This window comes from Mesorhizobium sp. NZP2298, assembly GCF_013170825.1.
Classification (GTDB): domain Bacteria; phylum Pseudomonadota; class Alphaproteobacteria; order Rhizobiales; family Rhizobiaceae; genus Mesorhizobium.
The window spans coordinates 5,123,606-5,150,562 of the sequence record NZ_CP033365.1 but is presented as its reverse complement, the minus strand read 5'-3'; the positions used below and the strand labels follow the sequence as shown (position 1 = coordinate 5,150,562).

The 26,957-nt window shown below is 62.9% G+C and carries 24 protein-coding genes; 8 read left to right on the top strand and 16 right to left on the bottom strand.

The window, feature by feature from the left end; genetic code table 11:
* Positions 1-76 precede the first annotated feature (76 nt).
* The 9 genes from EB231_RS25025 to rpsF all read right to left on the bottom strand — a co-directional run bounded on the left by EB231_RS25025 (position 77) and on the right by rpsF (position 8,344).
* Positions 77-733 carry a CvpA family protein gene (locus EB231_RS25025; RefSeq protein WP_172351164.1) on the bottom strand — a complete coding sequence of 219 codons (657 nt, stop codon included), beginning with the start codon at positions 731-733 and terminating at the stop codon, positions 77-79.
* A 47-nt stretch (positions 734-780) separates the two neighbouring features.
* On the bottom strand, positions 781-2,184 hold the full coding sequence (radA, locus tag EB231_RS25020; RefSeq protein ID WP_056563272.1) for a DNA repair protein RadA: 1,404 nt from the start codon (positions 2,182-2,184) through the stop codon (positions 781-783).
* Positions 2,185-2,229: 45 nt separating this feature from the next.
* Positions 2,230-3,723, bottom strand: coding sequence for a replicative DNA helicase (locus tag EB231_RS25015; RefSeq protein ID WP_172351163.1), 1,494 nt, complete (start codon positions 3,721-3,723; stop codon positions 2,230-2,232).
* A 218-nt stretch (positions 3,724-3,941) separates the two neighbouring features.
* Positions 3,942-4,919: a small ribosomal subunit Rsm22 family protein gene (locus EB231_RS25010; protein WP_172351162.1), complete on the bottom strand. Its 978-nt coding sequence runs from the start codon at positions 4,917-4,919 to the stop codon at positions 3,942-3,944.
* A gap of 1 nt (position 4,920) precedes the next feature.
* A complete protein-coding gene (locus EB231_RS25005; RefSeq protein WP_172351161.1) occupies positions 4,921-5,244 on the bottom strand; it encodes a YnfA family protein in 324 nt (107 codons plus the stop codon).
* A 92-nt stretch (positions 5,245-5,336) separates the two neighbouring features.
* A complete protein-coding gene (locus tag EB231_RS25000) occupies positions 5,337-6,629 on the bottom strand; it encodes an SAM-dependent methyltransferase (RefSeq protein ID WP_172351160.1) in 1,293 nt (430 codons plus the stop codon).
* A 176-nt stretch (positions 6,630-6,805) separates the two neighbouring features.
* Positions 6,806-7,390: a 50S ribosomal protein L9 gene (rplI, locus tag EB231_RS24995; protein WP_056563263.1), complete on the bottom strand. Its 585-nt coding sequence runs from the start codon at positions 7,388-7,390 to the stop codon at positions 6,806-6,808.
* Between the two features lie 214 nt (positions 7,391-7,604).
* Complete coding sequence (gene rpsR, locus EB231_RS24990; RefSeq protein WP_006203718.1) at positions 7,605-7,853, bottom strand: 30S ribosomal protein S18; 249 nt, start codon at positions 7,851-7,853, stop codon at positions 7,605-7,607.
* The gene (rpsF, locus tag EB231_RS24985) at positions 7,853-8,344 is read right to left on the bottom strand and encodes a 30S ribosomal protein S6 (protein WP_140768422.1); all 492 of its coding nucleotides are present in this window, start codon (positions 8,342-8,344) and stop codon (positions 7,853-7,855) included. The genes rpsR and rpsF overlap by 1 nt, the downstream gene beginning before the upstream one ends.
* Before the next feature lie 462 nt (positions 8,345-8,806).
* Here rpsF and EB231_RS24980 point away from each other — a divergent pair, with 462 nt between their 5' ends.
* Positions 8,807-10,444: a pilus assembly protein gene (locus tag EB231_RS24980; protein ID WP_172351159.1), complete on the top strand. Its 1,638-nt coding sequence runs from the start codon at positions 8,807-8,809 to the stop codon at positions 10,442-10,444.
* Positions 10,445-10,490: 46 nt separating this feature from the next.
* Here the strand turns inward: EB231_RS24980 and EB231_RS24975 are convergent, their stop codons facing one another.
* Positions 10,491-12,419: an LTA synthase family protein gene (locus EB231_RS24975; RefSeq protein ID WP_445299287.1), complete on the bottom strand. Its 1,929-nt coding sequence runs from the start codon at positions 12,417-12,419 to the stop codon at positions 10,491-10,493.
* 279 nt (positions 12,420-12,698) lie between these two features.
* Here EB231_RS24975 and fabD point away from each other — a divergent pair, with 279 nt between their 5' ends.
* The 7 genes from fabD (at position 12,699) to gmk (ending at position 19,270) form a co-directional block, all read left to right on the top strand.
* Positions 12,699-13,646 carry an ACP S-malonyltransferase gene (gene fabD / locus EB231_RS24970; protein WP_172351157.1) on the top strand — a complete coding sequence of 316 codons (948 nt, stop codon included), beginning with the start codon at positions 12,699-12,701 and terminating at the stop codon, positions 13,644-13,646.
* A gap of 59 nt (positions 13,647-13,705) precedes the next feature.
* Positions 13,706-14,443 (top strand): 3-oxoacyl-[acyl-carrier-protein] reductase, encoded by a 738-nt coding sequence (fabG, locus tag EB231_RS24965; protein WP_140768414.1) that lies wholly within the window; start codon positions 13,706-13,708, stop codon positions 14,441-14,443.
* Between the two features lie 199 nt (positions 14,444-14,642).
* On the top strand, positions 14,643-14,879 hold the full coding sequence (locus tag EB231_RS24960; protein ID WP_006203723.1) for an acyl carrier protein: 237 nt from the start codon (positions 14,643-14,645) through the stop codon (positions 14,877-14,879).
* 34 nt (positions 14,880-14,913) lie between these two features.
* On the top strand, positions 14,914-16,176 hold the full coding sequence (gene fabF / locus EB231_RS24955; RefSeq protein ID WP_140768412.1) for a beta-ketoacyl-ACP synthase II: 1,263 nt from the start codon (positions 14,914-14,916) through the stop codon (positions 16,174-16,176).
* Between the two features lie 102 nt (positions 16,177-16,278).
* The gene (gene mltG / locus EB231_RS24950) at positions 16,279-17,544 is read left to right on the top strand and encodes an endolytic transglycosylase MltG (protein ID WP_172351156.1); all 1,266 of its coding nucleotides are present in this window, start codon (positions 16,279-16,281) and stop codon (positions 17,542-17,544) included.
* A gap of 157 nt (positions 17,545-17,701) precedes the next feature.
* Positions 17,702-18,592, top strand: coding sequence for a YicC/YloC family endoribonuclease (locus tag EB231_RS24945; protein WP_172351155.1), 891 nt, complete (start codon positions 17,702-17,704; stop codon positions 18,590-18,592).
* A 21-nt stretch (positions 18,593-18,613) separates the two neighbouring features.
* On the top strand, positions 18,614-19,270 hold the full coding sequence (gene gmk, locus EB231_RS24940; protein WP_172353013.1) for a guanylate kinase: 657 nt from the start codon (positions 18,614-18,616) through the stop codon (positions 19,268-19,270).
* Between the two features lie 40 nt (positions 19,271-19,310).
* Here gmk and rsmA read toward each other — a convergent pair whose 3' ends face one another.
* The 6 genes from rsmA to lptF form a co-directional block, all read right to left on the bottom strand.
* A complete protein-coding gene (gene rsmA, locus EB231_RS24935; RefSeq protein ID WP_172351154.1) occupies positions 19,311-20,150 on the bottom strand; it encodes a 16S rRNA (adenine(1518)-N(6)/adenine(1519)-N(6))-dimethyltransferase RsmA in 840 nt (279 codons plus the stop codon).
* A gap of 25 nt (positions 20,151-20,175) precedes the next feature.
* Entirely contained in the window at positions 20,176-21,192 is a 1,017-nt protein-coding gene (pdxA, locus tag EB231_RS24930; RefSeq protein WP_172353012.1) for a 4-hydroxythreonine-4-phosphate dehydrogenase PdxA, read from the bottom strand.
* Positions 21,193-21,205: 13 nt separating this feature from the next.
* Positions 21,206-22,141 (bottom strand): peptidylprolyl isomerase, encoded by a 936-nt coding sequence (locus EB231_RS24925; RefSeq protein WP_172351153.1) that lies wholly within the window; start codon positions 22,139-22,141, stop codon positions 21,206-21,208.
* A gap of 88 nt (positions 22,142-22,229) precedes the next feature.
* The gene (locus EB231_RS24920; protein WP_172351152.1) at positions 22,230-24,650 is read right to left on the bottom strand and encodes an LPS-assembly protein LptD; all 2,421 of its coding nucleotides are present in this window, start codon (positions 24,648-24,650) and stop codon (positions 22,230-22,232) included.
* Positions 24,650-25,735 (bottom strand): LPS export ABC transporter permease LptG, encoded by a 1,086-nt coding sequence (gene lptG, locus EB231_RS24915; protein ID WP_172353011.1) that lies wholly within the window; start codon positions 25,733-25,735, stop codon positions 24,650-24,652. Before lptG ends, EB231_RS24920 begins: the two co-directional genes overlap by 1 nt.
* Positions 25,732-26,934 (bottom strand): LPS export ABC transporter permease LptF, encoded by a 1,203-nt coding sequence (lptF, locus tag EB231_RS24910; RefSeq protein WP_172351151.1) that lies wholly within the window; start codon positions 26,932-26,934, stop codon positions 25,732-25,734. The genes lptG and lptF overlap by 4 nt, the downstream gene beginning before the upstream one ends.
* Positions 26,935-26,957: the final 23 nt, after the last annotated feature.

Below are 26,957 nucleotides of genomic sequence, written 5' to 3'. Positions count from 1 at the left end.
TCGCCATATAGTGCGGGTTCGCGTCGAAAGCAACGCGCGCCGTGCAGTCGTTCACACCATCGTCAGTCCAAGCGCGTCAGTTTGCCGGGGCTGCTGGCTTGGCCGTGTTGTCCGCCGGGCCGGCATCATTGTCGTCGGGAGCTGGTGCATTGGCGTCGTCGCCGCCGGCGGGAGCGTCCGCCGCCGGTGCATCCGGAGCGGCCGGCGTCTCGGCAGCGGGCTGATTCGGATTGAGCTTCTTGAGGATCGCGTTTTCCGGATCCTCGGGCAGCAGGCTTTCAAGCTTGGCGCCGATCTGCTCCAGCAGCGGCCGCGACTTGGCCTCCATCACCCAGGCCGGTGCCTTGGCGCCAGCCAGCCAGTTGAAGAACAGCAGCGCGACGGCGACGACCAGGATGCCGCGCGCGGCGCCGTAGAGGAAACCAAGCGTGCGGTCGAGCGCGCCGATCCGCGAATCGATGATCCAGTCGGCAAGCTTCATGGTGATGACCGAGACGACGATCAGCGCGATGATGAAGACGACGCCGGCGGAGGCCGCCATGGCGATCTTCTCATTGTCGATGTAGGGCTTAAGGTAAGGCAAGACTGGCTTGTAGAAGAAGAAAGCCGCCGCCGCCGCCGCCGCCCACGAGACGACAGACAGGACCTCGCGCGAGAAGCCGCGAACCATGGCGAGCATCGCCGAGACCAGGGTGAAGCCGACCAGGATTCCGTCAAGCAGCGTAATCGGCATGTCTTTCGCCCCACTCCGATCTCTTTTTCACGGCTCGACGAGCCGCGTTATTCTTCATCGTCGACGCGGCTGCGCCGTGAGCCGGCTATGCGCGCCACGAGGTCGGCAAGCTCGGTGGGCTGGAAAGCGCCGGCCCCGATCCCTCCGGCAAGTTCCTCGCTGCCCAAGGGCAGAACCGCGCTACCAAAACCCAGCTTTTCGGCTTCCTTGAGGCGCTGTTGCGCATGCGCAACCGGCCTCACAGCGCCCGAAAGGCTGATTTCGCCGAAATAGACGCAATCGGCGGGAAGGGCAAGACCGGTGAGCGAGGAAACCAGTGCGGCCGCGACCGCTAGATCGGCCGCCGGCTCGCTGATGCGGTAGCCGCCGGCGACATTGAGGTAGACGTCATGGGTGCCGAAACGAACGCCGCAATGCGCCTCCAGCACAGCCAGCACCATCGAAAGTCGCGCGCCGTCCCAGCCGACCACCGCCCGGCGCGGCGTGCCAAGCGAGGAGGGCGCCACCAGCGCCTGGATCTCGACCAGAACCGGCCTTGTGCCTTCCATGCCGGCGAAAACGGCCGCGCCTGGCGATTTCGCATGCCGCTCGCCCAGGAACAGTTCCGACGGGTTGGAGACCTCGCGCAACCCCTTGTCCGACATTTCAAAGACGCCAATCTCGTCGGTCGGTCCGAAACGGTTCTTCACCGTGCGCAGGATGCGGTAATGGTGGCCGCCTTCGCCCTCGAAATAGAGCACGCCGTCGACCATGTGCTCGACCACGCGCGGCCCGGCGATCTGGCCCTCCTTGGTGACATGGCCGACCAGGACGATGGCCGCACCCGTGGATTTCGCATAGCGGATCATCGCCTGCGCGGCGGCGCGCACCTGGGTGACCGTGCCCGGCGCCGAATCGGCAAGGTCGGTCCACAGCGTCTGGATCGAATCGAGAATAACCAGATCCGGCCGCTTGCCGTCGGCGATCGTGGCGAGGATATCCTCGACATTTGTTTCCGCCGCGAGCTCGACTGGCGCCGAAGCAACGCCGAGGCGTTGCGCGCGCAGCCGGATCTGCGCGACGGCTTCTTCGCCCGAGACATAGACGATGCGGTGACCCTTTGACGCCAGCGCGGCAGCGGCCTGGGTGAGCAGCGTCGACTTGCCGATGCCGGGATCGCCGCCGACCAGAAGTGCGGAACCGCGTACAAAACCGCCGCCGGTGGCGCGGTCGAGCTCGCCGATGCCCGATATGATGCGCGGCGCGTCCTCGATATCGCCGGAGAGCGTGGTCAGCACCACCGCGCGGCCCTTGCGGGCGTTGCGCGTGTTGGCTGGCCCCGAACCGATACCGCCGGACGTGCCTTCCTCGACCAGCGTGTTCCACTCGCCGCAGGCGTCGCATTTGCCGGCCCAGCGCTGATGCACCGATCCGCAGTTCTGGCAGATGAACTGGACGCGCGATTTGGCCATCAGGCTGCCGCGAGTTGGAACGGAGCGGGTCGGTAGGTCAAAAAGCTACTCAAACCTCTCCGCGATATGGTGCTCTTCCGCCAGATCGGAGAAGCGGGTGAATTCGCCGTGGAAGGCGAGTGTCACCGATCCCGTCGGGCCGTGGCGCTGCTTGGCGACGATGACCTCGGCCTTGCCGCGCATCTCGTTCATCTCGTTTTCCCACTTGACGTATTCCTCCGTGCCGAGCTTCGGCTCACGGTTCTTGAGGTAATACTCCTCGCGGTAGACGAACATCACGACGTCGGCGTCCTGCTCGATCGAACCGGATTCACGCAAGTCGGAGAGTTGCGGGCGTTTATCGTCGCGGCTTTCGACCTGACGCGACAGCTGCGAGAGCGCGATGATCGGCACGGCCAGTTCCTTGGCCAGCGCCTTCAGGCCCGTCGTGATCTCGGTGATTTCCTGCACGCGGTTCTGCGAGGCCCTGGCGCTCGAGCCCTGCATCAGCTGGATATAGTCGATGACGATCAGGTCGAGGCCGCGCTGGCGCTTCAGGCGACGCGCGCGGGCGGACAGCTGCGCAATGGAGATACCGCCGGTCTGGTCGATGAAAAGCGGGATTTTTTGCATGGTCTGCGAACAGGCGACCAGCTTTTCGAAGTCCATTTCGCTGATTTCGCCGCGGCGGATTTTTGAGGACGAGATTTCCGTCTGCTCGGAGATGATACGGGTTGCGAGCTGCTCGGACGACATTTCGAGCGAGAAAAAGCCGACGACGCCGCCATTGGCCGCCTTGAACGATCCGTCTGCCTGCTGCGCCGGCACATAGGCCTCGGCGATGTTGAAGGCGATGTTGGTGGCGAGCGACGTCTTGCCCATGCCCGGGCGGCCGGCAAGCACGATCAGATCGGATGATTGCAGGCCGCCCATGCGGCGGTCGAGATCGCGCATGCCGGTGGCGAGGCCCGACAGGTGTCCGTCGCGCATATAGGCCGCATTGGCCATGTCCACGGCCGTCTTGACCGCGTCGGTGAAGCTCTCGAAGCCACCATCGTAGCGGCCGGTTTCGGCCAGCTCGAACAGTCGGCGCTCGGCGTCCTCGATCTGCTCGGAAGGCGACATGTCGACCGGCGCGTCATAGGCGATGTTGACCATGTCTTCGCCGACGGTGATCAGCGCGCGGCGCGTCGCCAGGTCATAGATGGCGCGGCCATAGTCGGTGGCGTTGACGACGGTGACGGCTTCGACCGCCAGCCGCACGATATATTGCGCAACCGTCATGTCGCCGACCTTTTCGTCGGCCGGCAGGAAGGTCTTCAAGGTGATCGGCGTCGCCACCTTGCCCATGCGGATGAGCTCGGCCGCGATCTCGAAGATCCGGCGGTGCAGTGGTTCGTAGAAATGGCCCGGCTTCAGGAAGTCCGAGACGCGGTAGAAGGCATCGTTGTTGACGAGGATCGCGCCGAGCAGCGCCTGCTCCGCCTCGATGTTGTTCGGCGCCTCGCGATAAAGCGGTTGCTGCTCCGCCACGCCGAATTTTCGTGCTGCCTCTGCCATGATATCCCCGATTTCGATCCCGGCTTCTCGATATCAGAACGAAACGAAACCGTGCTGACCTTTCTGCATCACCCCACGACCAACCAACCTTGATGCCCGTTGTTCACAGGAACGGAAAACCGTCCACAGGACAGTGTTCCTGTGTCCCGATTCCGGTTGACTCGGCAAGCGGCGATTCTTACTCGTACTATTGGAACGAAGCAAGAACAATCGGCCGTTCACGTACCGCGCGGTTCCAGCCTGTCGCCCCAGTCCAGCCGCCGGGCCAGCTTGAAGTCCGCGCCGTCACGCTTGGTGAAGAGTTGCTCGGCGGCGTCGCCGTCTTTCCGGCAAAGCTTGAGCAGAACCTTGCCCGAGCCCGATTTCGGCGGTGCGATGACGCGCGCGGCGTGGGAGGCGGCGGGCTGGCGCGACGCGGCGACAAATATGAATTTCTCGTCTTCCCACGGCACCTCAGCGTCCTTGGCCAGCCGGTGCAGGCGCGAGCGGGCGACGCGGCGGGCAAAGTGACACCAGTCGGGCGGGTTGAGCGGGCAGGGCGCTTCGTGCGGACAAGGCGCCAGCACATGCGCGCCGGCCGCGATCAGTTGCGCGCGCACCGCCAGAATGCGCTGCCAGCCCGCCGGCGTGCCCGGCTCGATGATCAGCAGCGTGTCCGTCGTCAACCGCCACAGCCGGTCGACCATCTTGGGCAGCGATGCCGGCACGATCTCGTCCAGCACATAGGCGCAGGTGACAAGATCCGCCGGCCGAAGGTCGGCTAGGTCTGTTGTGACGTCGCCGGCCTGCCAGACGGTTCGGGCCGGGATGGCGTCGGCGGCAAGCGCCTCGCCGATCTTGCGCACCGCCGCACCCGCTTCCAGCAGAACCGCCTGTTCGAGATCGGGCCAGAGATCGTTGGTGGCCCAAAGCACCGTACCAGGACCGGCGCCGACATCGAGCAGGGTTTTCGGCGCGAAATCCGGCCGGGCCGCGTTCAGTGCGTCGAGGCTGGCGCGGACCGCGGCATAGGTCGCCGGCAGCCGCGTCGCCAGATAGGCCTTGACCGCCATGTCCTGCGCCATGTGCAGGCGGCCGTCGCGCAGTTCGGCGCGGTAGCGGTCCGACAGGGTTTTCGCCGCCTGCTTCAGTTCCGGCAGCGGGACTTTTTCCAGGATGCGATCGACGGCGTGTCGAAGAGAGGCAGGCAGTTCCACGCTAGGCTCCTCGCGGCGCGAGCAGGATGAGCGAAGCGCCGGCCATGCAGAGCGCGGCACCACCAAGATCCCAGCGGTCGGGCCGCACGCCTTCCACCAGCCACAGCCAGCCAAGCGAGGCGACGATGTAGATGCCGCCATAAGCGGCATAGGCACGGCCGGCGGCATTGGTATCGACCAGCGCCAGAAGCCAGGCGAACAGGAGCAGCGAGACGAAGCCTGGCGCCAGCCACAGCGGCGATCTTTCCAGCCGCCACCAGGCCCACACCGAAAAACAGCCTGCGATCTCGGCCAGTGCGGCGGCGGCATAGAGGAGATAGGTCATGAAAAAGGCCCCGTGACGATCACGAGGCCTTTTTCAGGGCAGGGGCCGGGAATGGCAAGCGGCAATGGCGAAAGCGCACCAACGTTGCGTTTCTACTCCGCCACCTTGCGGCGCCGCGCGGGCTTGGTGGCCTTCTCGACGGGAGCCGCTTCGCGGCGGCCCAGGTCACGCATTTCCAGTGCCTTTTCGCATTTTGCCATATAGTCGCGGGTCACCGGCAGCGTATCGTTCTTCTTGGTGATCTGGAACTGGAAGATGACCAGGTCCTGCCAGCGGAAGGCGGCTTCGGAAGCGGCCAGATAGAATTCCCACATACGGCAGAAGCGTTCGTCGTAGATGGCCTTGGCCTTGTCGCGATTGGCGGCGAAACGCTGGCTCCAGTGCTTCAGCGTATCGGCATAGTGGAGCCGCAGGATCTCGACATCCGTGACCACGAGGCCGGACTTCTCGATCGCCGGCAGCACCTCCGACATTGCCGGTATGTAGCCGCCCGGGAAAATATACTTGCGGATGAAGGCGCTGGTCGCCCACGGCACGCCGGAGCGGCCGATCGTATGCAGGAGCATGACGCCATCGGGCTTGAGCAACGTTGCCGCCTTGTCGAAGAAGGTGCGGAAGTGGTTCACGCCGACATGTTCGAACATGCCGACCGAAACGATGCGGTCGAAGCGTTCGTTGAGTTCGCGATAGTCCTTCAGCTCGAAATGGACGTGGTTTTCCAGGCCTTGCGCATGCGCCCTGTCGGTGGCCACGCCATGCTGTTCGGTCGACAGCGTCACGCCCTGCACGTCGACGTCGAAGGCCTTGGCGAGATAAAGGCCGAGCCCGCCCCAGCCGGAGCCGATATCGAGCACGGTCTGGCCGGCTTTCAGCCTGAGCTTGGCGGCGATATGACGCTTCTTCGCCGCCTGCGCCTCGTCCAGCGTCATGTCCGGCTGCTCAAAATAGGCGCAGGAATACTGCATGTCCTCGTCGAGGAAGAGCCGGTACAGGTCGCCCGACAGATCGTAATGACGCTGCACGTTGCGGCGCGAGCGCGAGGCGGTGTTGATCTGCTGCAGTCGGCGGAAGGCGTGGCGCAGGCCCTCGATGGCTTTCGACCATGTCGCGTCGATGCCGCCGCTGCCCATGTTCTGGAAGGCAATGCGCATCAGGCCGAGCACGCCGCCTTCGAGGATGTCGAGTTCACCGTCCATGTAGGCTTCAGGCACGGCCAGCATCGGGTCGAAGGTGATGGCCCGTTCGGCGTGCCGGGTCTTGATGTGCATGTGCACTGGCTCGCCGCTGCCGTCGCCGAAGACGACTGTCAAGCCCTTGGGCCCGGTTACCTTGAGATTGCCCATGCGCACCAGGCGATCGAGAACGCGCTTCAGCAGAATGTTCATAACCAAATGTCCCCTCACGGTCAGACCGGCTGCCTTAATTCTGCAACAATATATAGGGGTTCGAAAAGTTCCATTTGGTATAAAAATGCCCGGGCGAGAGGCCCGGGCATTGGTCCAGAATGGCTGGATTACGACAAAGTGATCGGGAGCGCTGCTCCTTTGCTTGTCGTGGGCGATCAGGCGTTGTCTTCGCCGCCGTCGAACTCGGCGTTCGGATCGAAGAAGTTTTCCGGCCGCGCATTGTCGTTGATGTCGTCGCCATAAATGGCTTCGGCGGTGGTCAGCGTCTCGCCCTTGGCCTGGCGTTCGGCCTCATCGGCCGTGCGGGCGATGTTGAGCGTGATGGTGACTTCGACTTCCGGATGCAGCGCGATCGCCACATTGGTGAGACCGATGGTCTTGATCGGCTGGTTGAGCTGGATCTGGTTGCGGTTGACCGTGAAGCCTTCCGCCGTCAACAGATCCGCGATGTCGCGCGTCGACACCGAACCGTAGAGCTGACCGGTCTCGCCGGCCGAGCGAACGGCGATGAAGCTCTTGCCGTCGAGCTTTTCGGCAACTTGGCTGGCTTCCGACTTGCGCTCGAGATTGCGGGCTTCGAGCTGGGCGCGCTGGCCTTCGAACTTCTTCTTGTTGGCTTCGTTGGCGCGTAGCGCCTTGCCCTGCGGCAGCAGGAAATTACGGGCAAAGCCGTCCTTGACCTTGACGGTATCACCCATCTGGCCGAGGCGGGAAACGCGTTCGAGAAGAATGACTTCCATGGTTTTGTTCCTTTTGGCTGGGCGCCCGTCCACAGGGCAGGCGCCGAATTCTGGAACAGGTCAGGAAGCAAAAGAGGCGTTGCCGCCGGTGTCGCTGTCCTGCCTGTCGCGGCAGTTAGAGGCCTTGGCCTCAACTCGGGATTTGATGCCTGAACCGGTCATGCCCGTCATGGCCGGCGAAAGGAACGGGCGGCGAGCCGCCCGTTCGAGAGATTTAGCGGACCACGTAGGGCAGCAGGCCGAGGAAACGGGCGCGCTTGATCGCCTTGGCGAGTTCGCGCTGCTTCTTCTGGCTGACGGCGGTGATGCGCGACGGCACGATCTTGCCGCGCTCGGAAATGTAGCGCTGCAGGAGACGCACGTCCTTGTAGTCGATCTTGGGCGCGTTGGCGCCGGAGAACGGGCAGGTCTTGCGGCGACGGTGGAACGGGCGCCGGGTCGGGATCTGGTTGATGTCGACCATTATTCTGCACCCCCTTCAAAGCCTTCGCGCGGACGGCGCGGACCACGATCGCCACCGGCATCGCCGAATGAACGCGGCGGACGATCGCCACGGTCGCCGCGATCACGGTCGCCGAACGAACGCGGGCCGCGATCGCGGTCACCGAAGCTGCCGCGCTCGGAGCGCTCTTCGCGCTTCTGCATCATGGCCGAGGGACCTTCCTCATGTGCCTCGACCTTGATGGTCAGGAAACGCAGGACGTCCTCGGACAGACCCATCTGGCGCTCCATCTCGTTGAGCGCTGCCGGCGGGCAGTCGAGGTCCATGAGCGTGTAGTATGCCTTCCGGTTCTTGTTGACCCGGTAGGTGAGGGACTTCAGTCCCCAGTTCTCCACCCGGCCGACGGACCCGCCATTCGCGGAGATGACGCCCTTGTACTGTTCGACAAGCGCATCGACCTGCTGCTGCGAGAGGTCCTGCCGGGCAAGAAACACATGTTCGTAAAGAGCCATTATGGTTCAGTGCCTTTCTTCGTTTCTCTCCCGGTTCCCGGCGGCAAAAGCCTCTGCAACTTCTCTGACCCGTTGAGCCCAGGAGGGCACGGGGAAGAAAGGAGCATGACGAGACGGTCGAGAGCGGAGACACGGGAGGCGGAAGCACTTCTGGCTTCACACGAAGGCTCTTGATAAAACCTCCGGCCCTCCGTTCAGCCCCCAGCTGGGACCGGCAGATTGGCGGCGTCTATACAGCAATCCACCGAGAAGGCAAGGGCAAGTGGCGTTCCCGATGTCGCAGCGCGCTGGAAATGAAGCGGCTGCGTCCGTACCGCCTGGCGATTTTTGGCAACCAGCCTTTAACCACAATGTGAGGTTGCACAGGGTTGAGCCCCGCCGTCAACGGTCGATTCATCAAGGAAGGCGCAAAAGCCCGCGCAATCCGCGTAGGCCAAGCGGTGAGCATTTCCGGGGGTAAGGATGCTTCTCAATAAATTCTGGCGCTCGAAGAGCGGCAATTTCGCGGTTCTGATGGGGCTCGGTCTGCCGGCCATCCTGTCGGCCGTCGCCTTCGCGGTTGATGTGTCGACCATCATGCGGGCCAAGAGCAACCTGCAGAATGCGCTCGACGCCGCAAATCTCGCCTCCTCTCATCTCGGCGATCTGGATATTACCCGCACGGACGCCTTCGATCGCTATTTTCAGGCCAACATCGTCGGACATGGCGAACTCGCCAACGCGCAGGCGACGCTGACCGTCGACAGGGGCGTCAACTTCATCAAGACAAAGGCGGTTGCCTCGGCGGACGTCAATTTGAACTTCGCCTTCCTGTTCGGCCAGAACAGGCACATCGTCGTCGATGCCTCGGCTGTCGAATCGAACAATCAGCTCGAAGTCGTGCTGGTGCTGGACAATACCGGCTCGATGGCCGGTGCCCGCATGACGGCATTGAGGACGGCAACGAAGTCCCTGCTGGACACGCTTGAGGCGACAAAATCGCCGACGCGCCAGGTGCGTGCCTCGCTGGTTCCCTTTGTCACGGCGGTCAACGTCAATGGCGATGGGTTCGATCCGTCTTGGATCGACGTGGACGGGAAGTCCTCGACCAACGGCATCAATTTTCCCATCATCGACGGCAAGCGGCCGACCCATATGGCGCTGTTCAAGCAACTGGGGCTGAAGGGCGGTTGGAAAGACACCGGATGGAAAGGCTGCGTCGAGGCTCGCCCCGGCGCCTACAACATTTCCGATACGCCACCGGATCCGAACAAGCCCGACACGCTGTTCGTGCCCTATTTCGCTCCCGACGATCCTGCACCTGCCACCAAGCCGTCAGGCTCCTATGGCAACTCGGCGACCGGCTACAACAATTCGTACCTCGACGACACCATAGACAAGAACAAGCTCAAGCAGTCCGGCATCAATGTGCTGGGTATCGACCTCAGCGGCCTGCTCGGAGGTGCGATCGACGCGCTGTTGGCCGCTGATCTGGAAAAAATCGCCAAATATGTCGCCTCGACGAACCAACTCGTCACCGAAACCGGCACCGCCATCACCGTCGGGCCGAATCGCTCCTGCCCGACCCCTATCGTTCCCTTGACCGACGACTTCGTCAAATTGCGCAAGGCGGCGAGCCAGATGACGGAATGGAACGGTTCCGGCACCAATGTCTCGGAGGGCCTGTCGTGGGGCATGCGGGTGCTTTCACCAGGCGCGCCCTATACCGATGGGGTGCCATTCAAGTCGCCGGGCGTCAGCAAGATTGTCATGCTGCTTACCGACGGCGAGAATGTCGTCTATGGCGCCAGCAATCAGCCGACCAAGTCCGACTACACGTCCTATGGCTACCTGGCGGGTGGCCGCTTCGGGTCGGACAACCAGACGACGGCGGCCCGCAATGTCGACGGCTGGACCAAGAGCGTTTGCACGCAATTGAAGAACGAAGGCGTGCAGATCTACACGATGGTGCTGCAGTCAGACACCGCCGCCAACCGGGCGCTTTACAGCGCCTGCGCTTCCGACCCGAGCGACTATTATGCCGTCAACGACCCGGCCAAACTGCCGAACGTCTTTCAGCAGATCGCCAACAAGTTCTCGAAGCTGCAACTCACGAACTGAGCGCTCGATCTCAAGAGGGCTGACGCATCTGAAGGATGTGGAACCCTTAACTCGTATGGGCGACGATCTTGTCGACCGTCTCGGGGAAGAAGTCGGGCGCGGCATGGCGCTTGCCGAACATCATGTCGTACTGGATGAGCCGGAAATCGCGGATTGCCGGATCAATCTCCTTCTGACGTGACCAATCGGGCGTGGCTTCGCCGGCCGGGGTCAGCAGCAGGTTGCGGTCGACGACGCGGTAGCGTTCCCGCATCTCGCCCAGGAAGCCCGTGTAGTAGGGATGGGTGATGCCGGCCGCGGTGAGTATATGATAGGGCAGGAATGCCGGGCTGACCGTGCCGAGATCCGCGACCGGACCGGAGCGGTTCGACCAGATGATCAGCGGTGTCTCGTGGTGGTCAAGGGCGGCTTGCGGTGTCGGCTCCTTGCGTGGCGCAACGTTGTCCTTCAGGAAGCCGGTCTCGACATAAACTGGCCCCAGCGGCGGCAGATGGTCGCCGAAGAAGGCGACAATCGTCGGCCGTTCGCGCTTCTTGGCCCATTCGATCAGCCGTTCAAGGCCGTGGTCCGCGTCGGCTGAACCCTCCGCATAGCTCAACAGCGAATCGCGCGCCCACTGGCTGATCGGCGCCTGCACGGCGTGGGTCGGGTTGTAATAGCGGTTCGGTTCATAGGGGCCATGGTTCTGCAGGCTGACCGCGAAGAAGAACACCGGGTCGTCACTGGCGTCGGCTTCCCGGATGATCTCATCCGTCATCGCCGCGTCCGATGCCAGCGGTCCGCGCTTTTCCATGGGCGGCAGCGTTTCTTCCGACTTGAAATCGTTGAAACCGAAATCGGCGTATACCGCGCCACGGTTCCAGAACCAGTTGGTGCCCGGATGGATGGCGCGCGCCCGGTAGCCCTCACTCTTCAGGAAGGTCGCCATCGATGGTGTCGGCGTGCGCACATATTGCTGGTAGGGGATGCTGCCGGCCGGCAGGAAAGCGTTGGAAAAACCGGTCAGCGCCTCGAATTCGATATTTGCGGTCATGCCGCCGAATTCAGGCGAGAACATCGAACCGGAACGCAATGCCCGCACGGTGGGAATGGGATCCGGTGTGATGGTGACGCCGGGCAGCTTGGTCGGATCCCAGAAGGATTCGCTCATGACGACGATGATGTCTGGCTTTTCATTAGGCACCGAGGCCGTTATCTGCGGCCGGTCGATCGCCGCGATCGCCTTTTCCGTATAGCCCGGGGGGGCCGAGACATGGGCCATCGGCACGTTGAGCGCGAAGGCCAGCGCAAAGCCGTTGGAGGCGTAGTTTTCCTTCTGGTCCCACATGATCGGGATGATCTGCAGCCGATCCCTGGTCCATGAGAAGGTGGCGTAGTCCATGATCGATACGAAGAAGGCGAGCAGCGGCACCGCCAGCGTCAGCCGGGCAAGGCGACCCTTGTGGCTGAGCGCGGGAACCTTGCGGCGCCACAGCCGCCAGCCGTAGACGAGCAGCGACAGGCCCGCGACGATGCCGACGACCATGGCGAGCGCGGTCATCGGCCGTTCACGCACCAGGAGCGGCAACAGGGCGAAGATCTGGCGGGCGTAGAGGAAATCCGTCGGGTAGAGCGGATCGCCGAGATAATGCGATTTCTGGTGGCCGACAAAGGCCAGCGAGAGCGTCAATGGCGCGACAATCATCAGGCTCTGATGGCTGCGGCCGAGCACGGCGTCGAGGCCGATCAGCATCAGCGCGAACACGACGATGGTCGTCCAGCCCGGCTTGAGCGGCTGCAGGAAGAAGGAGACGGTGCCGGCAAAGTCACCGCGCACGATCAATTCGATGGTGAACACCAGGATGGTTGAGATCGCCAGGCTGATCAATCCGTAGCGGACGACCGGCCATGTCCGGCCCGGCAGATAGCCGGTGGACGGATCGTCTTCCAGGAACTGAGGCGCGGCTTTACCGGCGCGTTTCGAACTCTTTGCCACTTTAACTTCCCACCCAGCGACAACCCAAGTCACGCGATTGTCATATAATTGTCACGCAAAGCTAGCGCCTGTGGCGGAAATAAGAAGAGCCAGCGAACGATTCGTGAGCGGTTTTCATCAGGAGTGATCGCCAAAAAGCCCTTTCGGAACGGGCACTCGGCGCAGGGTTCGGGTCTGGGGACGGGCCGAGCCGGGCTTGACTTGGCGGGCTGCCTTGCGCCACAGGCAGGAAAAATTCGTGTTATCAGGCAAGCACAACCAGTCTTCGGGAGCCCTAGCATGGCCGTCGCATTCACCTTTCCGGGACAAGGCAGCCAGGCTGTCGGAATGGGCAAGGATCTTGCCGATGCCTTTCCGGAGGCGCGCAGGATCTTCCAGGAAGTCGACGACGCGCTTGGCGAGAACCTGTCGAAGCTCATCTGGGAAGGTCCGGAAGAGACGTTGACGCTGACCGCCAATGCGCAGCCGGCACTGATGGCGGTTTCGCTGGCTGCCGTGAGGGCACTGGAAGCGCGCGGTTTCTCGCTGAAGGACAAGGTCGCCTATGTCGCCGGCCATTCGCTGGGCGAATATTCGGCCCTTGCCGCCGCCGGCTTTGTTTCCGTCGCCGATGCAGCCCGACTGCTGCGCATTCGTGGCAACGCCATGCAGGCGGCGGTGCCGGCCGGCGAGGGCGCCATGGCGGCGATCATCGGACTGGAGCAGGCGGATGTCGAAGCCGCCTGCACCGAGGCCGCGCAAGGATCCGGCAAGGTCTGTCAGATCGCCAACGACAATGGCGGTGGCCAGTTGGTCATCTCCGGCGCCAAGGCCGCGGTCGAACTGGCGGCGAAACTGTGCACCGAAAAGGGCGCCAAGCGGGCGCTGATGCTGCAGGTCTCGGCGCCCTTCCATTCTGCCTTGATGGCGCCGGCGGCGAACGTCATGCGCGACGCGCTCGCCGGGGTGGCGAAGAACGCGCCGGCGGTCCCCGTGGTGTCCAACGTCACTGTGACCCCGACCGGCGATCCGGATGAGATCGCCCGGCGCCTGGTCGAGCAGATAACCGGCCGCGTGCGTTGGCGCGAAACGGTGGAATGGTTCGGCGCCAACGGCGTCGCGACGCTTTACGAGGTCGGCGCCGGCAAGGTGCTGTCGGGCCTGGCACGGCGCATCAACCGCGATATCGCTACATCGGCTGTCGGCACGTCGGCCGATGTTGAGGCGGCACTGGCCGCACTCGCATAATACACTGGCGATTTGACCCCTTCCGTGTGAAGGGTGTTTTCTCAGATCAGGAGACAAAAATGTTCGAACTGACCGGCCGCAAGGCGCTCGTCACCGGCGCATCGGGAGGCATCGGCGAGGCGATCGCCCGCGTGCTGCATGCGCAAGGCGCCATTGTCGGCCTGCACGGCACCCGCATCGAGAAACTCGAGACACTGGCCGCCGAACTCGGCGACCGGGTAAAGCTGTTTCCGGCCAATCTGGCGAATCGCGACGAGGTCAAGGCGCTTGGCCAGAAGGCGGAGGCCGATCTCGAAGGCGTCGACATCCTCGTCAACAATGCCGGCATTACCAAGGACGGGCTGTTCGTGCGCATGTCGGACGCCGACTGGGACAGCGTGATCGAAGTCAATCTGACCGCCGTTTTCCGGCTGACGCGCGAACTCACCCATCCGATGATGCGCCGCCGCCATGGCCGCATCATCAACATCACCTCGGTGGTTGGTGTCACCGGCAATCCCGGCCAAACCAACTACTGCGCCTCCAAGGCCGGGATGATCGGCTTCTCCAAGTCGCTGGCGCAGGAGATCGCCACCCGCAACATCACCGTCAACTGCGTTGCCCCGGGCTTCATCGAATCGGCGATGACCGACAAGCTCAACGACAAGCAGAAAGAGGCGATCATGGCGGCGATCCCGACGCGCCGCATGGGATCGAGTGTTGAAGTGGCGTCCGCCGTCGCCTACCTCGCCTCCAACGAAGCCGCCTACGTCACCGGGCAGACCATCCATGTCAACGGCGGCATGGCCATGATTTGACCAGACATGGCGGGGTTGTGAAAAGACACCATTTCACCTTGGACCTCGGCCATTTTTCGTGTAATGCGGCCCGCAACCCGGCGGTTCGGGCAAAAACCGGTCCGTAGCCGTTGCGTTTCCGGCAGGACCATCTTTCAGCTTGATTAGCGGCATTCTGCCCGCTAACGAAGACAGACAAACAAAAGACGAGGATGCCCAAATGAGTGACACCGCAGAGCGCGTCAAGAAGATCGTCATCGAGCACCTTGGCGTCGATGCCGACAAAGTGACGGAGCAGGCGAGCTTCATCGATGATCTGGGCGCTGACAGCCTCGATACGGTCGAACTCGTCATGGCGTTCGAAGAAGAGTTTGGCGTCGAGATTCCCGACGACGCGGCCGAGACCATCCTGACCGTCGGCGATGCGGTGAAGTACATCGACAAGGCTTCGGCCTGACGCTTTCCGCAGTCATCACCGGGGAGGACCTGCGATGAGGCGTGTCGTCGTCACGGGCCTTGGGTTGTTGTCGCCGTTCGGCATGGGCTTTGAGCACAGCTGGAAGGAACTTCTGACCGGCCGCAGCGCCGCCAAGCGCATCACCGAGTTCGAGGTGGAGGATCTTGCCTGCAAGGTCGCCCACGTCATTCCGCGTGGTGACGGCAGCAATGCTACCTTCAATCCCGAAGCCGTGCTCGAGCCTAAGGAATTGCGCAAGATCGGCGACTTCATCCTGTACGGGATTGCCGCCGCCGACGAGGCGCTGAAGGATTCCGGCTGGGAGCCCAAGACGCATGAGGAGCAGTGCGCCACCGGCGTGCTCATCGGGTCCGGCATTGGCGGCATCGAGGGCATCGCAGAGAACGCGATCATCCTCAAGGAGCGCGGTCCGCGCCGCATCAGCCCCTTTTTCATCCCTGGCCAGATCATCAATCTTGTCTCTGGCCAGGTTTCGATCCGGCACGGGCTGAAAGGCCCGAACCATGCCGTCGTCACTGCCTGTTCGACCGGCGCGCATGCCATTGGCGATGCTGCCCGGCTGATCATGTGGGGCGATGCCGACGTCATGGTCGCCGGTGGCGCCGAAGCGCCGGTGACGCGGCTGTCAATCGCAGGCTTCGCCGCCTGTCGGGCGCTGTCGACCGAGCGCAATGACACGCCGCAGACGGCCTCGCGTCCCTATGACCGTGACCGAGACGGCTTCGTCATGGGCGAGGGCGCCGGTGTCGTGGTGCTGGAAGAACTCGAGCATGCCAAGGCACGCGGGGCGAAAATCTACGCTGAGGTGACCGGCTACGGTCTCACGGGCGATGCCTATCATATCACCGCGCCGGCTGAAGACGGCGACGGCGCTTTCCGTTGCATGACGGCGGCGTTGAACCGGGCCAAGCTTACGCCTTCCGATGTCGACTACATCAACGCGCATGGCACCTCGACCATGGCCGACACGATCGAACTCGGCGCCGTCGAGCGGCTTGTTGGCAATGCCGCGTCGAAGATTTCGATGTCGTCGACCAAGTCGTCGATCGGCCATCTGCTGGGGGCGGCGGGTGCCGCCGAGGCGATCTTTTCGATTCTCGCGATCAGAGACAATATCGCACCGGCGACCATCAACCTCGACAACCCGGAGCGTGAAACCGCGATCGACCTGGTGCCGAACAAGCCTCGCTCCCGCCAGATCGACGTGGCGCTGTCCAATTCCTTCGGCTTCGGCGGCACAAACGCTTCGCTTGTGTTCCAGCGCTACAATGGCTGATCGTCCGGCCGCCGGACGATGCTTCGGCGTGCCGTCAATTTTGCCATATTCGCCCCTACTCTGCCGCAGGGGATTCGCTGGGCGATCAAACGGTAGGGCAAAATGAACACAAATCCGGTGGGCAACGGAGAATTCGGGCAACGGCCGGCGAACACCGGGCCGATCGTGCCGAAGACAGCCAGCGAGGCCTTGCGGCCGGAAGCCGGAACACCGCCGCCGAAACGCTCGCGCGCTTCGCGCAGCCAGGTCGTGGTGTTCATGAACTTCGTCATCTCCTCGGTGATGCTGCTGGTTCTGGCGGCGGGCGTGGCGCTCTATTTCGGCAAGCAGGAATTCACCGAACCCGGTCCTTCGGCCAATGGCGACACCTTCCTGGTCAAGGCGAACACCGGCGTCCAGGACATCGCCGACCAGCTTGAGCGCCGCGGACTGATCAGCGACGCCCGTGTCTTCCGCCTTGGCGTGCGAGCCTTCGGCAATGATTCCGCGCTCAAGGCCGGCGAATACGAAATAAAGCCCAGGGCATCCATGCGCGACATCATGGAACTCCTGAAGAGCGGCAAGTCGGTGATGTACTCGCTGACCATCCCGGAAGGGCTGACAGTTGAGCAGGCCCTGCAGCGTATCGCCGACGAACCCGCCCTGAGTGGCGACATGCCTTCGACAACGCCTCCCGAGGGCAGCCTTGCCACAGACACGCTGCGCTTCACGCGTGGCGCGACGCGCCAGCAGATGATCGACAAGCTGCTGGCCGATCAGAAGAAGCTGGTTGACGAAGTATGGCAGCGGCGCGCGCCGGACCTGCCGCTCGCCAGTATCGAGGACTTCGTCACCCTGGCGTCGATCGTCGAGAAGGAAACTGGCAGGGGTGACGAGCGTTCGCGCGTCGCCGCCGTCTTCCTGAACCGGTTGGCAAAGGGCATGCGCCTGCAATCCGATCCGACCATCATCTATGGTCTGTTCGGTGGCAAGGGAAAGCCCGCCGACCGCCCGATCTACCAGTCCGACATCCAAAAGCAGACGCCTTACAACACCTATGCGATCAACGGCCTGCCGCCGACGCCGATCGCCAATCCGGGCCGTGCGGCACTTGAGGCCGTGGCCAATCCATCGAAGACCGACGATCTCTATTTCGTCGCCGACGGCACGGGCGGTCACGTCTTTGCCGCGACGCTGGACGAGCACAATGAGAACGTCGCTCGTTATCGTGCGCTGCAGAAAAAGCAGGCCGATGACGCAGCCAAGGCCGCTGCCGCTGGTGCCAATGGCAATGCGGACAAGCCTGCTGCCGACAAGCCCGCCGACGGCGGCGATAGCACCGGTGGCGACAATGGCGATGCCGGCGGCGATGCGGGTGATGCCCAGTAAGACGAAGAAAGGCGTTGCCCGGAAGGCGACAGCCTGACATTTGAAAGAACGCCACGCGTCCGATTTCGACGCGCCCGCGGCGTGGTTGTTTTCAAGCAGCACTTACCCTGTCCGGAAAACCGGTTTCGGGGTGATGCGCCAGGGATGTGCAGGCGACATGAATTTGCAGAGCATGACAGGATTCGCACGTGCCGTCGCCGAGCATGACGGCACCTCGATCGCCTGGGAGGTCAAGTCCGTCAACGGCAAGAGCGTCGAGGTACGGCTGCGGTTGCCGCAAGGTTTCGAGCGGCTGGAGCCGGCGGTCCGACAGACGCTGCAGAAGCGTTTCGCCCGTGGCAATTTCCAGGCGACGCTCACGATCGGCCGCGCCGGTGGCGCGCAGGCGCAACCCGTCGTCAACGAGGCGTTTTTGAAAGACCTTGCGGGTCTCGCCAAGCGTCTGCAGGAACAATTCGGCGTTGCCCCGGCGACAGCCGACGGATTGCTGTCGCTGCGAGGCGTGCTCGACGTTCCTGAAACCGTCGAAACCGAGGAGGCGCGCGCCGCGCTCGACGCCGCCATCACCGTGGCGCTCGACGTCGCGCTGAAAGGGCTGGAACAGGCACGGCAGGGCGAGGGTGCGGCACTGGCTTTGCTGCTGTCCGGTCACATCGATGCCATCGAGGCACTGACGTTGCGCGCGGAGGCGGATCCCTCACGCGACACCGCGGTGATCCGTGAACGCATCGCCGAGCAGGTCAGGCTGCTGATGGACGCCTCCGCCAATCTGGACGCCAGCCGGCTGCACATGGAGGCGGCATTCCTTGCGACCAAGGCTGATATTCGCGAAGAGATCGACCGGCTGAAGACGCATGTCGCATCTGGCCGGGCCCTGCTTGGGGGTGGCGGCGCCGTCGGCCGCAAGCTCGATTTTCTGGCACAGGAATTTAACCGCGAATCGAATACGCTGTGCTCGAAGTCGAACGCCGCAGCCGTCACCGCGATCGGGCTGGAGCTGAAGGCCGTGGTCGACCAGTTTCGTGAACAGGTCCAGAATCTGGAGTAGCCGATGGTTGCCAAGGAACCGATGGTTCCCAGGGATTTGGGAGGCCGCATTCGCCGCCGGGGGCTGATGCTCGTCTTGTCGTCGCCATCCGGTGCCGGCAAGTCCACGATCGCGCGCAACCTTCTGGAAAGCGATTCCAGCCTCGAATTGTCGGTCTCGGTCACCACCAGGCCGCGCCGCGGCTCTGAAATCGAGGGTGTTCACTACCATTTCCGCACCATGCGCGAGTTCGAGCGGCTGCGTGATTCCGATGCACTGCTGGAGTGGGCGGAAGTGCACGGCAATTGCTATGCGACACCGCGCGAACCCGCGGAACTGGCGCTGGCGCAGGGCCGCGACATGCTGTTCGACATCGACTGGCAAGGCGCCCAGCAGCTCAAGGAGAAGATGCGTGCCGATATCGTCTCGATCTTCATCCTGCCGCCCTCGATGAAGGAATTGAAGGCGCGGTTGAAACGCCGCGCCGAGGACCAGGAAGCGGTGATCGAGACGCGGCTGAAGAACGCCCGCAATGAGATCGAGCACTGGAAGGAATATGATTTCGTCATCGTCAATGACGATCTCGACCGCGCCTTCGCCGAGGTGCGCGGCATCGTCGTCGCCGAACGATTGCGGCGGGACCGCCGGCCCGGTCTGTTCGATTTCGTCTCCGGCTTGCTGGACGAGAAGACGGAGTGAGGCCTCTCTGCTTCTCTCCCCGTAGACGGTGAGAAAAGAGCTACACTGCGTTCGTCAGCCGCACAAATTCCTCGACGCTAAGCGTTTCGGCGCGTCTTGTCGGGTCGATGCCCGCACGCTCGAGCAAGGCCTCGCCGCCCAGGCTTTTCACGCTCTGTCGCAACATCTTCCGGCGTTGGCCGAAGGCGGCTTCGGTGACGCGCCCGAGTTTCTTCACGTCAGTGGGCAAGGGTGTCGTGCGCGGCTCCAGATGCACCACCGAAGAGGTGACCTTGGGCGGCGGCGTGAATGCCTGGGGCGGCACGTCGAAGGCAATCCTGGCTTGCGTGCGCCAGCCGGCCAGCACGCCAAGCCTGCCATAGGCATCGCTGCCAGGCGCGGCGACGATGCGCTGGGCCACCTCACGTTGGAACATCAGCGTCATCGAGGCGTAGAAGGGCGGCCAGTCCATCACAGTCAGCCAGCGGACGAGCAATTCCGTGCCGATATTGTAGGGCAGGTTGGCCACAATCCTCACCATGCCACCATCTCCGGCCGCTGCCGCGGCGAGGGCGGCGAAGTCGGTCTTCAGCGCGTCGCCGGAAATCACCTCCAGCCGGCCGGGATAGTGAGCGGAGACTTCGGCCAGTGCCGCCAGGCAGCGCTCGTCGCGCTCGATGGCGACAACCCGGCGGGCGCCGTTGGCAAGCAGCGCTCTTGTCAGGCCGCCAGGCCCCGGACCAACCTCGATCACCGCTGCGTTTGTCAGGTCGCCGGCGCTGCGTGCGATCTTGCCCGTCAAATTGAGATCGAGCAGGAAATTCTGGCCGAGCGCTTTTTTTGCCTGCAGCCCATGGCGCTCGATGACATCGCGCAGCGGCGGCAGCCCGTCGATGCTCATGCGTTCGGATCCGAAACGGGAGCGCTCATGCGGCCGCGGCCATGTTGTCGATGTCGGCGAGCCGTCTGGCGAGCTTCAATGCGGCGATCAGGCTATCGGGCCGCGCAATGCCCTTGCCGGCGATGTCGAAGGCGGTGCCATGATCGGGCGACGTGCGGATGAAGGGCAGGCCGAGCGTGACGTTGACCGCTTCGTCGAAGGCCAGTGCCTTGGCCGGGATCAAGGCCTGGTCGTGATACATGCACAGCGCTACATCATAGCCCGCCCGCGCCCGGGCATGGAACAGCGTGTCGGCCGGCAGAGGTCCGAAAGCATCGATGCCCTCGGCGCGCAGGATGTCGACCGCCGGGCGCACCACACGTTCATCTTCCTGGCCCATGGAGCCGCCTTCGCCGGCATGCGGATTGAGGCCGGCAATGGCAAGCCTCGGCCTGGCTATGCCGAAGCGACTGGCGAGGTCGGTGGCGGTGATGCGCGCGGTCGCCACGATCAATTCGGTGGTCAGGGACTTCGGCACCTCGGCCAGCGCGATGTGGATGGTAACGGGAACGGTGCGCAGATCAGGGCCTGCCAGCATCATGACCGGCGTCACCTCGATACCACTGTGCCGGGCCGCCAGATGCGCCAGATACTCGGTATGGCCGGGAAAGCGGAACCCGGCATCGTAGAGCGGCTTTTTGGCGATAGGGCAGGTGACCACGGCAGCGGCGTCGCCGGCGAGGCAAGCGGCGACAGCGCGGTCGATCGCCTCGATCGTGCCCGCCGCATTGGCCGGATCCGGCCTGCCGGGGCTGTCGATGAACCGGGCGGCCAGTGGAACGACCGGCAGGCTATCGACGAAAATTTGCGCCGTTTGCGCCGGTGTTGTCTCGACGATCGGCACCGACACGCCGAGGTGGTTTGCCCGCGATGCGATCAGCGCCGGATCAGCCAAAAGATAGAATGCGGGCAAGCCGATTGCCTCGCGCGCCAGGAAGGCGGCGATAGCGATTTCGGGGCCGATGCCGGACGGATCGCCAACGCTCAGCGCCAGCGCCTTCATCGCGCTGCTCACGTCAGCGCTTGACGATGCGGGCTTTCGCCTTCAGCTCGTCGACATATTTCTTGCTGAGATCGTCGGCCGCCTTGTCGTTGGAGCCTTCGCTCTGGAACACCATCTGGGCGGTCTTGTCGTCGGACACTTCGCGCGACGAGCAGATGCCGATGAACTCGACGCCGCGCTCGGTTTCGCGCGTGACAGTGGCGCCGCCAACCTTGGTGGCCTTGATCTGCTCGGCCCAGTCCGGCGGCAGTTGCGGCGCCAGAACCCGGCCCAGATCGCGAACGGTGACGTCGATCAGGCCCTTGGCGAACTCGCGCGTCGTATTGCAACCGTTGAAGCGGGCGCGCATGGCGTCAGCCTCGCGCTTGCGCTTGGCCAGCGTCGCGCTGCGTTCGGCGGCCGGCACGACGAAGATGACCTGCTGCAGCATGTACTCGGTGGCGCTTGGCTTGGCCCCGCCCTTGTCGAGCATGCGCCTGACCGCGTCCTGCTCGGTCACGCTGCCGCCTTCTCCGGAACGGTAACGCGCGCTCAAGGCCTGGTTCCAGGCCATCTGGGCGCGGATGAACTCCTTGAAGTGGTCCTTGCCGACTCCGGATTTTTCCATGACGCCGTCGAGTTGGCTGAGTTGCATCTTGTTGCTGGAAGCAAAGCGCTGATAGGCAGCCTCGACCTGCGCGTCGCTGATGCGGATGCCAAGCCGCCTGGCTTCGGCAAGGCGTAGCGTCTGATCGATCATTTCCTGGGCGGCGTCGCCCCCCTTCTTGTGCTGCAGTTTCAGGAAGGCGGCACGATGCGCGATATCGCCTGACGTGATTGGTATGTCGTTGACGACGTATTTGATCTCGCTGGCGAAGGCCGGCGGCGTCATGACGGTCATCGACACGGATGTCGCCGCCACAAGCAGCGCGAACCCTGCTGAAAAGAGGTATTTCCTCATCATTAGCATCCCAATTCTATCCCGGTTCCGCCCAATTTCGTCCTCTTCCGGGTGCGCGAATCCGTGCCAGCCCTATGCGGCGAAACGATGTCGCCGACTACTGGATGGTGTCGATCGCGCTGGTCGACGAGCCGAAGTCGCCGAGGGTGCGGAACGACAGATTGAAGCCGATGCTCTGTGTCACTTCCCTGGTGTTCAGGTCACGCGACTGCGAGTACGTCATCAGATAGGTGAAGCAGGAATCGTTGTAGGCGAAGCCGACTCCATCCTTGACCAACAGGCTTTCCTGCAGGTCGTAGGTTCCTGTCCCGAACACGCGCCAGTTCTCGGCAAGGTGCGTGGATGCACCCAGCGTGACCTCATGACGGTCGGTCGTGAAGCCATAGAGCGGCTGGGCCTGGATAAAGGCGTACTTGGCACTCAACGACACCGGCAGGCCCGAATAAGCGGCCTTCACCTCGGCGCGGCGGATATCGAAGGTCTGTTCGTCGAAGCGACCGCTGATGGAAGCCGCGAATCCATTCGGGCTGTTGATGCCAAACAGACCGACATAGTCGGACTTGGTGTTCTGAAGGCCCGAATAGGCGCCGACATTGACCAGATCCGGCGCGGCGAAGGAGTTGTCACCGCCAATCTGGTAGGACTGGCCGAAAATCGCATTGGTACCCCAGCCGTTGATGTAGGAGCCGGAATAGCGGAACCCGACATTGGCGCGCGAGCCGCCTTCCACGCGATCGTAACCGGAGAACTTGTCGCGTTCGAAGAGCGTGGTCGCATCGAAAACCATGCTCTGGGCGTCTTCATTGGGGACGGCGAGGCCGCCGACATACTGTTCGTTCGGACGCAGGAATACCTGCGCCATCGGCTCGATGACATGGCTCGACCCGCTCGCCATCGAAAACAGCATCGGCCAACGCATTTCGAGGCCCGCTGTTGCCATGTAACGGGCAAACGACGAACGCATGTTGTCCTGCTCGCCCAAATTCGTCGCCATCTGGTTGACGGCTGCGAGCGATCCCGACGACGCGTTGAGGTAGTCGACATCGCCCTGCAGCGCCAGCAACGGAGTCAGCACCAGTCCGTCGTCGGTGACGAAGGACCGCTTCCATTCCGCTTCGGCCGTGAGGCGGCTGGACTCACCTGCGATGCCGCGCACGCGCTGCACCGGCGTGCTGGCATTGTATGGCGTCTCGAAAGCCTCATCGAGATCATCGCGGCGGATCACCCGCGTATTGACGTTCATCGACAACTGACCGCCTGCGATGGACGCATCGGGGATGTATGCATAATCCAGCGAGGGCAGCACCCAGGGCTGCTGGCCGCTTCGCGCCGCGGGATTGCTGTTGAGCGTATCTTCCTGAACCTCGAAATGCATGGCGCGCACGTCGAAATAGTTACGGCCATTGAGACCGGTCAGGTAGACCGACGACTGGTGGACGGCGGCATTGTACTTGTCGATGTTGTAGGTGTTGGAGAAGTTCTTGTCCGTCTGCAGCAGCACGTCCCAGCCGAAATTCCAGCGCTCGTTGATTGCGAACTGTCCCTGCGTGCCCATCATGCCGCGGAACTTGTTCGGGTCGCCCGCGGCGCCGGAGTCGACGTTGCGGCCAGCGCTGTCGATGAAGGCGTCGGGATCCTGCTGCTGGATGCCGGCCATCTTCAAACTGTATTGGCCATCGTCGAAGCGCTGCCGCCACTCGGCCTCTCCGAGGAAGCCCTGCTTGGTGTAGCCACTTCCCGACACCGTCAGGTCATAAGTCGGCGAAAGTGCGAAATAGTAGGGAACCTTGACGCTGTATCCCAGATGGCTGTTGTAGCTGATGCTGGGGATCAGGAAACCGCTCTTGCGCTTCACCGTCGGGTCGGCGATCTCGAAAGCCGGCAGGTAGGCGAGCGGAAAGCCGAAGAACTCGAAATTCGCATTCTCGAAGCGAACCGTCTTCTTCTCGCCGTTCCAGATGATCTTCCTGGCCTTCACGCGCCAGGTCGGCGCCTTGTCGGGCTTGTCCTCGCATGGCTCGCAGGCGGTGTAGACACCATTGTGGAAGGTGGTCAGCACGCCGCCCATGCGCTCGGCGCTTTCGGCGGCGAAATAGGCCTTGTCGACGGTTTCAACGCGAAGCGCGTTGACGAAGCCGTCGGCGAAATCGTCGGTGATATCGATATGCTGCGAATTGATCTTGGTGCCGTCGCTGTTGACGATTTCGACATTGCCGCTGGCAACCATCCGCTTGGTGTTGCGGTTGTATACGACCTTCTGGGCGACGAGGCGGTTGCCGCCATAGTCGATCTGGACCCCGCCGACAGCGGTCACGGTCTGGTTGTCGTTGTTGTACTCGAGCGTATCGGCGGCCAGCAGCATTTGCGAGCCGGACGGAACCTTGGTCGCCACATCGCCGACTTCCTGCGCGAACGCAGGCAATGGAACGCCGCAGGCAAGCAGGCACGCCAAGGCGCTCGCCGCATAGAGGCGCGCCAAACTGGCCTGCCTGTTGCTGGGCAAAAACGCCTCCCTCACTAGCCGTCTTCCTTGTATAGCAGGAAAGTCACCCCGAAGAACATAGCTACCACAACTGGCACCCAGGCGGCTATGGCAGTCGGCACGAACCCCGCCACGCCGAATGCCTTCACCAGCACCGAAACGACATAAAGCAGAAACCCGGCAACGACGCCACCCAGAATCATCGTTGCTGATTGTCCCATCCTCGCAAATCGCATTGAAACTGTTGCCGCAATCAGCGTCATGGCGACGAGGAGGAACGGCAACGCCACCAGCGAATCAAACTGCATGGCAAAGGCATTTGCCTTGAGGCCGAAGGAACGGGCAACCTCGATTTTTCCGGGCAGGTCGTAGAATGGAATGGTCTCCGGGCGCGCCAGCCGCTCCTGCACGAATTCTGGCTTCAGATTGGTCGGCACACGATCGCTTGCGGCGGGCTGGATGATGCCGTTCTTGAAGGTCTTCACGTCCTGCAATTCCCAATAACCGTCCCGCAGGTAAGCGCGCGCGGCATCCTTGCGCTCGACGATATTGCCTTGCTGGTCGAGGACGAAAAAGACGGCGTCGGCCATCTCCAGGCCCTGGTTGAGGATGGCCCGTGCGCCGATTATGGTGTCGCCAGAGCCGGTTTTCTGACGAATCCAGGGGGCGGCATCGGCCGAAACCGTGTTCGATTTGCCGGAGCGCAACTGGGTCTCGATCTGCTCGGACAAGGAGAAGGCGTGCGCGGCGAGCGGATTGATGAGCCCGACCGACACGAAGCCGAACAGCAATGCTCCGATGCAGCATGGCAAAAGGAATTGCCAGGCGGAAACGCCGGCGGAGCGCGCGATGACCAGCTCGTAGCGGCGGTTGAGCGACACCAGCGTTGCCATCGCCGAGAACAGGCCGACAAACGGCACCGTCTGCAGCATGATCATCGGCATGCGAAGGCCCGAAATGGCAACGGCCGTTCCATAGGTGAAGCCGGGCAGGCCGGTGGTGCGGCCGGAAAGTTCGGTAAAATCGATCAGGAACACCAGCGCCAGAAGGCCCAGGAAGAACCAGATCGTGATCGTCACGTAACGGAAGAAGAAATAACGGCCCAGTGTCCAGCCCATCAGCCGATCCCCTGACCTGAAGTGCCGCGCCGTGACCAACGCAGCTTGAGGGCGTTCCAGCCGTCACCGAAGCGGCTGGCCAGGTTCGTCATCCAGTCCGCCCAGGCAACCGGCAGTTCCATGGTGCGGTTCGACACGATGAACCAGATGGCAACGGCGGAAGCCACGATGGGCACGCCATAGACCATATAGGCGTATTGCGGAATCTCATCCGCCTTGCTGGCGGCAAAGAAACCCAGCCAGCGCACGAACAGGGATATGGTGATCGCCGTGATCAAGGGATTGACGCGCGCCTCACGATGCGAGCGCGCGTCGCCAGCGACCGCGAGTGCGATAAGCGCGAACACCATGGAATAGGTCCATTCCGAAAATCGCTGGTCGATCTCGGCCCTGTATTCCTGCGGTCTTTGCTGGAAATTCTTGTCGTTGGGGCTTGGATTGAGCAGGTACTGGGTTGTCTGGTCCTTAGGCAGCAGCGTCACCTCGGAGGCCGCCGCCATGAAGGCCGACATGTCGAAGGCATAGGAGGTGAACCGGATGACGCTGAGGTCGCCGGTCAGCGTTTTGCGGTGGATGACGCCGTCATTCATCATCAGCACCTTTTCGCCGCCGCGTTCGACGATGCTGCCCGTCTTGGCATAATAGACGAGATTGACGCCTTCCTCGCGCGAATCGGCGACGAAGATGCCGCCCAGCCGATTGTCTGGAAGCCGCTCGCCAATCTGCAGGAACAGGCCGTCCTCGATCTTGCGGAAGGTGCCTTCCTGGATGATCAGCGACAACAGGTCGGCGCGCGACTGCGCCACCAGGGCGCGGTTCTTCTGCCTCGCATAGGGGTCGATGCCATTGTCGACGGCAAAGGAAAAAACGCTGGCCGCAAGGGCGAGAAGCATGATTGGCCGCACGATCGTCCAGCGCGAGGCGCCTGCCGCGTTGATGACAGCGAGTTCGGAATCCGAATTCATGACACTGAGTGTCTGGGCAACCGCTACCACCAGCGCGAAAGGCACGACGATCGGTATGATCGAGGGAAGGATGAGGGCGGCGACCTCGAAGAAGGTCAGCGACGACTGGCCGCTGTCGGTGACGAGGTCGATCTTGGCCAGCACCTGCGTGGTCCACACGATGGCCAGCGTCCAGACCAGCGCTGCCAGGAAGACCACGAAAGCGCGGCGCATGATGTAGCGTTCAACGACCTTCATGAAGGCTTTACTCGATTTTCTCG

Coding starts and splice junctions, on each gene's coding strand:
- EB231_RS25025 (WP_172351164.1), bottom strand. CDS start 733: ATGCCGATTACGCTGCTTGACGGAATCCTGGTCGGCTTCACCCTGGTC.
- radA (WP_056563272.1), bottom strand. CDS start 2,184: ATGGCCAAATCGCGCGTCCAGTTCATCTGCCAGAACTGCGGATCGGTG.
- EB231_RS25015 (WP_172351163.1), bottom strand. CDS start 3,723: ATGGCAGAGGCAGCACGAAAATTCGGCGTGGCGGAGCAGCAACCGCTT.
- EB231_RS25005 (WP_172351161.1), bottom strand. CDS start 5,244: ATGACCTATCTCCTCTATGCCGCCGCCGCACTGGCCGAGATCGCAGGC.
- EB231_RS25000 (WP_172351160.1), bottom strand. CDS start 6,629: ATGAACATTCTGCTGAAGCGCGTTCTCGATCGCCTGGTGCGCATGGGC.
- rplI (WP_056563263.1), bottom strand. CDS start 7,390: ATGGAAGTCATTCTTCTCGAACGCGTTTCCCGCCTCGGCCAGATGGGT.
- rpsR (WP_006203718.1), bottom strand. CDS start 7,853: ATGGTCGACATCAACCAGATCCCGACCCGGCGCCCGTTCCACCGTCGC.
- rpsF (WP_140768422.1), bottom strand. CDS start 8,344: ATGGCTCTTTACGAACATGTGTTTCTTGCCCGGCAGGACCTCTCGCAG.
- EB231_RS24980 (WP_172351159.1), top strand. CDS start 8,807: ATGCTTCTCAATAAATTCTGGCGCTCGAAGAGCGGCAATTTCGCGGTT.
- fabD (WP_172351157.1), top strand. CDS start 12,699: ATGGCCGTCGCATTCACCTTTCCGGGACAAGGCAGCCAGGCTGTCGGA.
- fabG (WP_140768414.1), top strand. CDS start 13,706: ATGTTCGAACTGACCGGCCGCAAGGCGCTCGTCACCGGCGCATCGGGA.
- EB231_RS24960 (WP_006203723.1), top strand. CDS start 14,643: ATGAGTGACACCGCAGAGCGCGTCAAGAAGATCGTCATCGAGCACCTT.
- fabF (WP_140768412.1), top strand. CDS start 14,914: ATGAGGCGTGTCGTCGTCACGGGCCTTGGGTTGTTGTCGCCGTTCGGC.
- mltG (WP_172351156.1), top strand. CDS start 16,279: ATGAACACAAATCCGGTGGGCAACGGAGAATTCGGGCAACGGCCGGCG.
- EB231_RS24945 (WP_172351155.1), top strand. CDS start 17,702: ATGAATTTGCAGAGCATGACAGGATTCGCACGTGCCGTCGCCGAGCAT.
- gmk (WP_172353013.1), top strand. CDS start 18,614: ATGGTTCCCAGGGATTTGGGAGGCCGCATTCGCCGCCGGGGGCTGATG.
- rsmA (WP_172351154.1), bottom strand. CDS start 20,150: ATGAGCATCGACGGGCTGCCGCCGCTGCGCGATGTCATCGAGCGCCAT.
- pdxA (WP_172353012.1), bottom strand. CDS start 21,192: ATGAAGGCGCTGGCGCTGAGCGTTGGCGATCCGTCCGGCATCGGCCCC.
- EB231_RS24925 (WP_172351153.1), bottom strand. CDS start 22,141: ATGCTAATGATGAGGAAATACCTCTTTTCAGCAGGGTTCGCGCTGCTT.
- lptF (WP_172351151.1), bottom strand. CDS start 26,934: ATGAAGGTCGTTGAACGCTACATCATGCGCCGCGCTTTCGTGGTCTTC.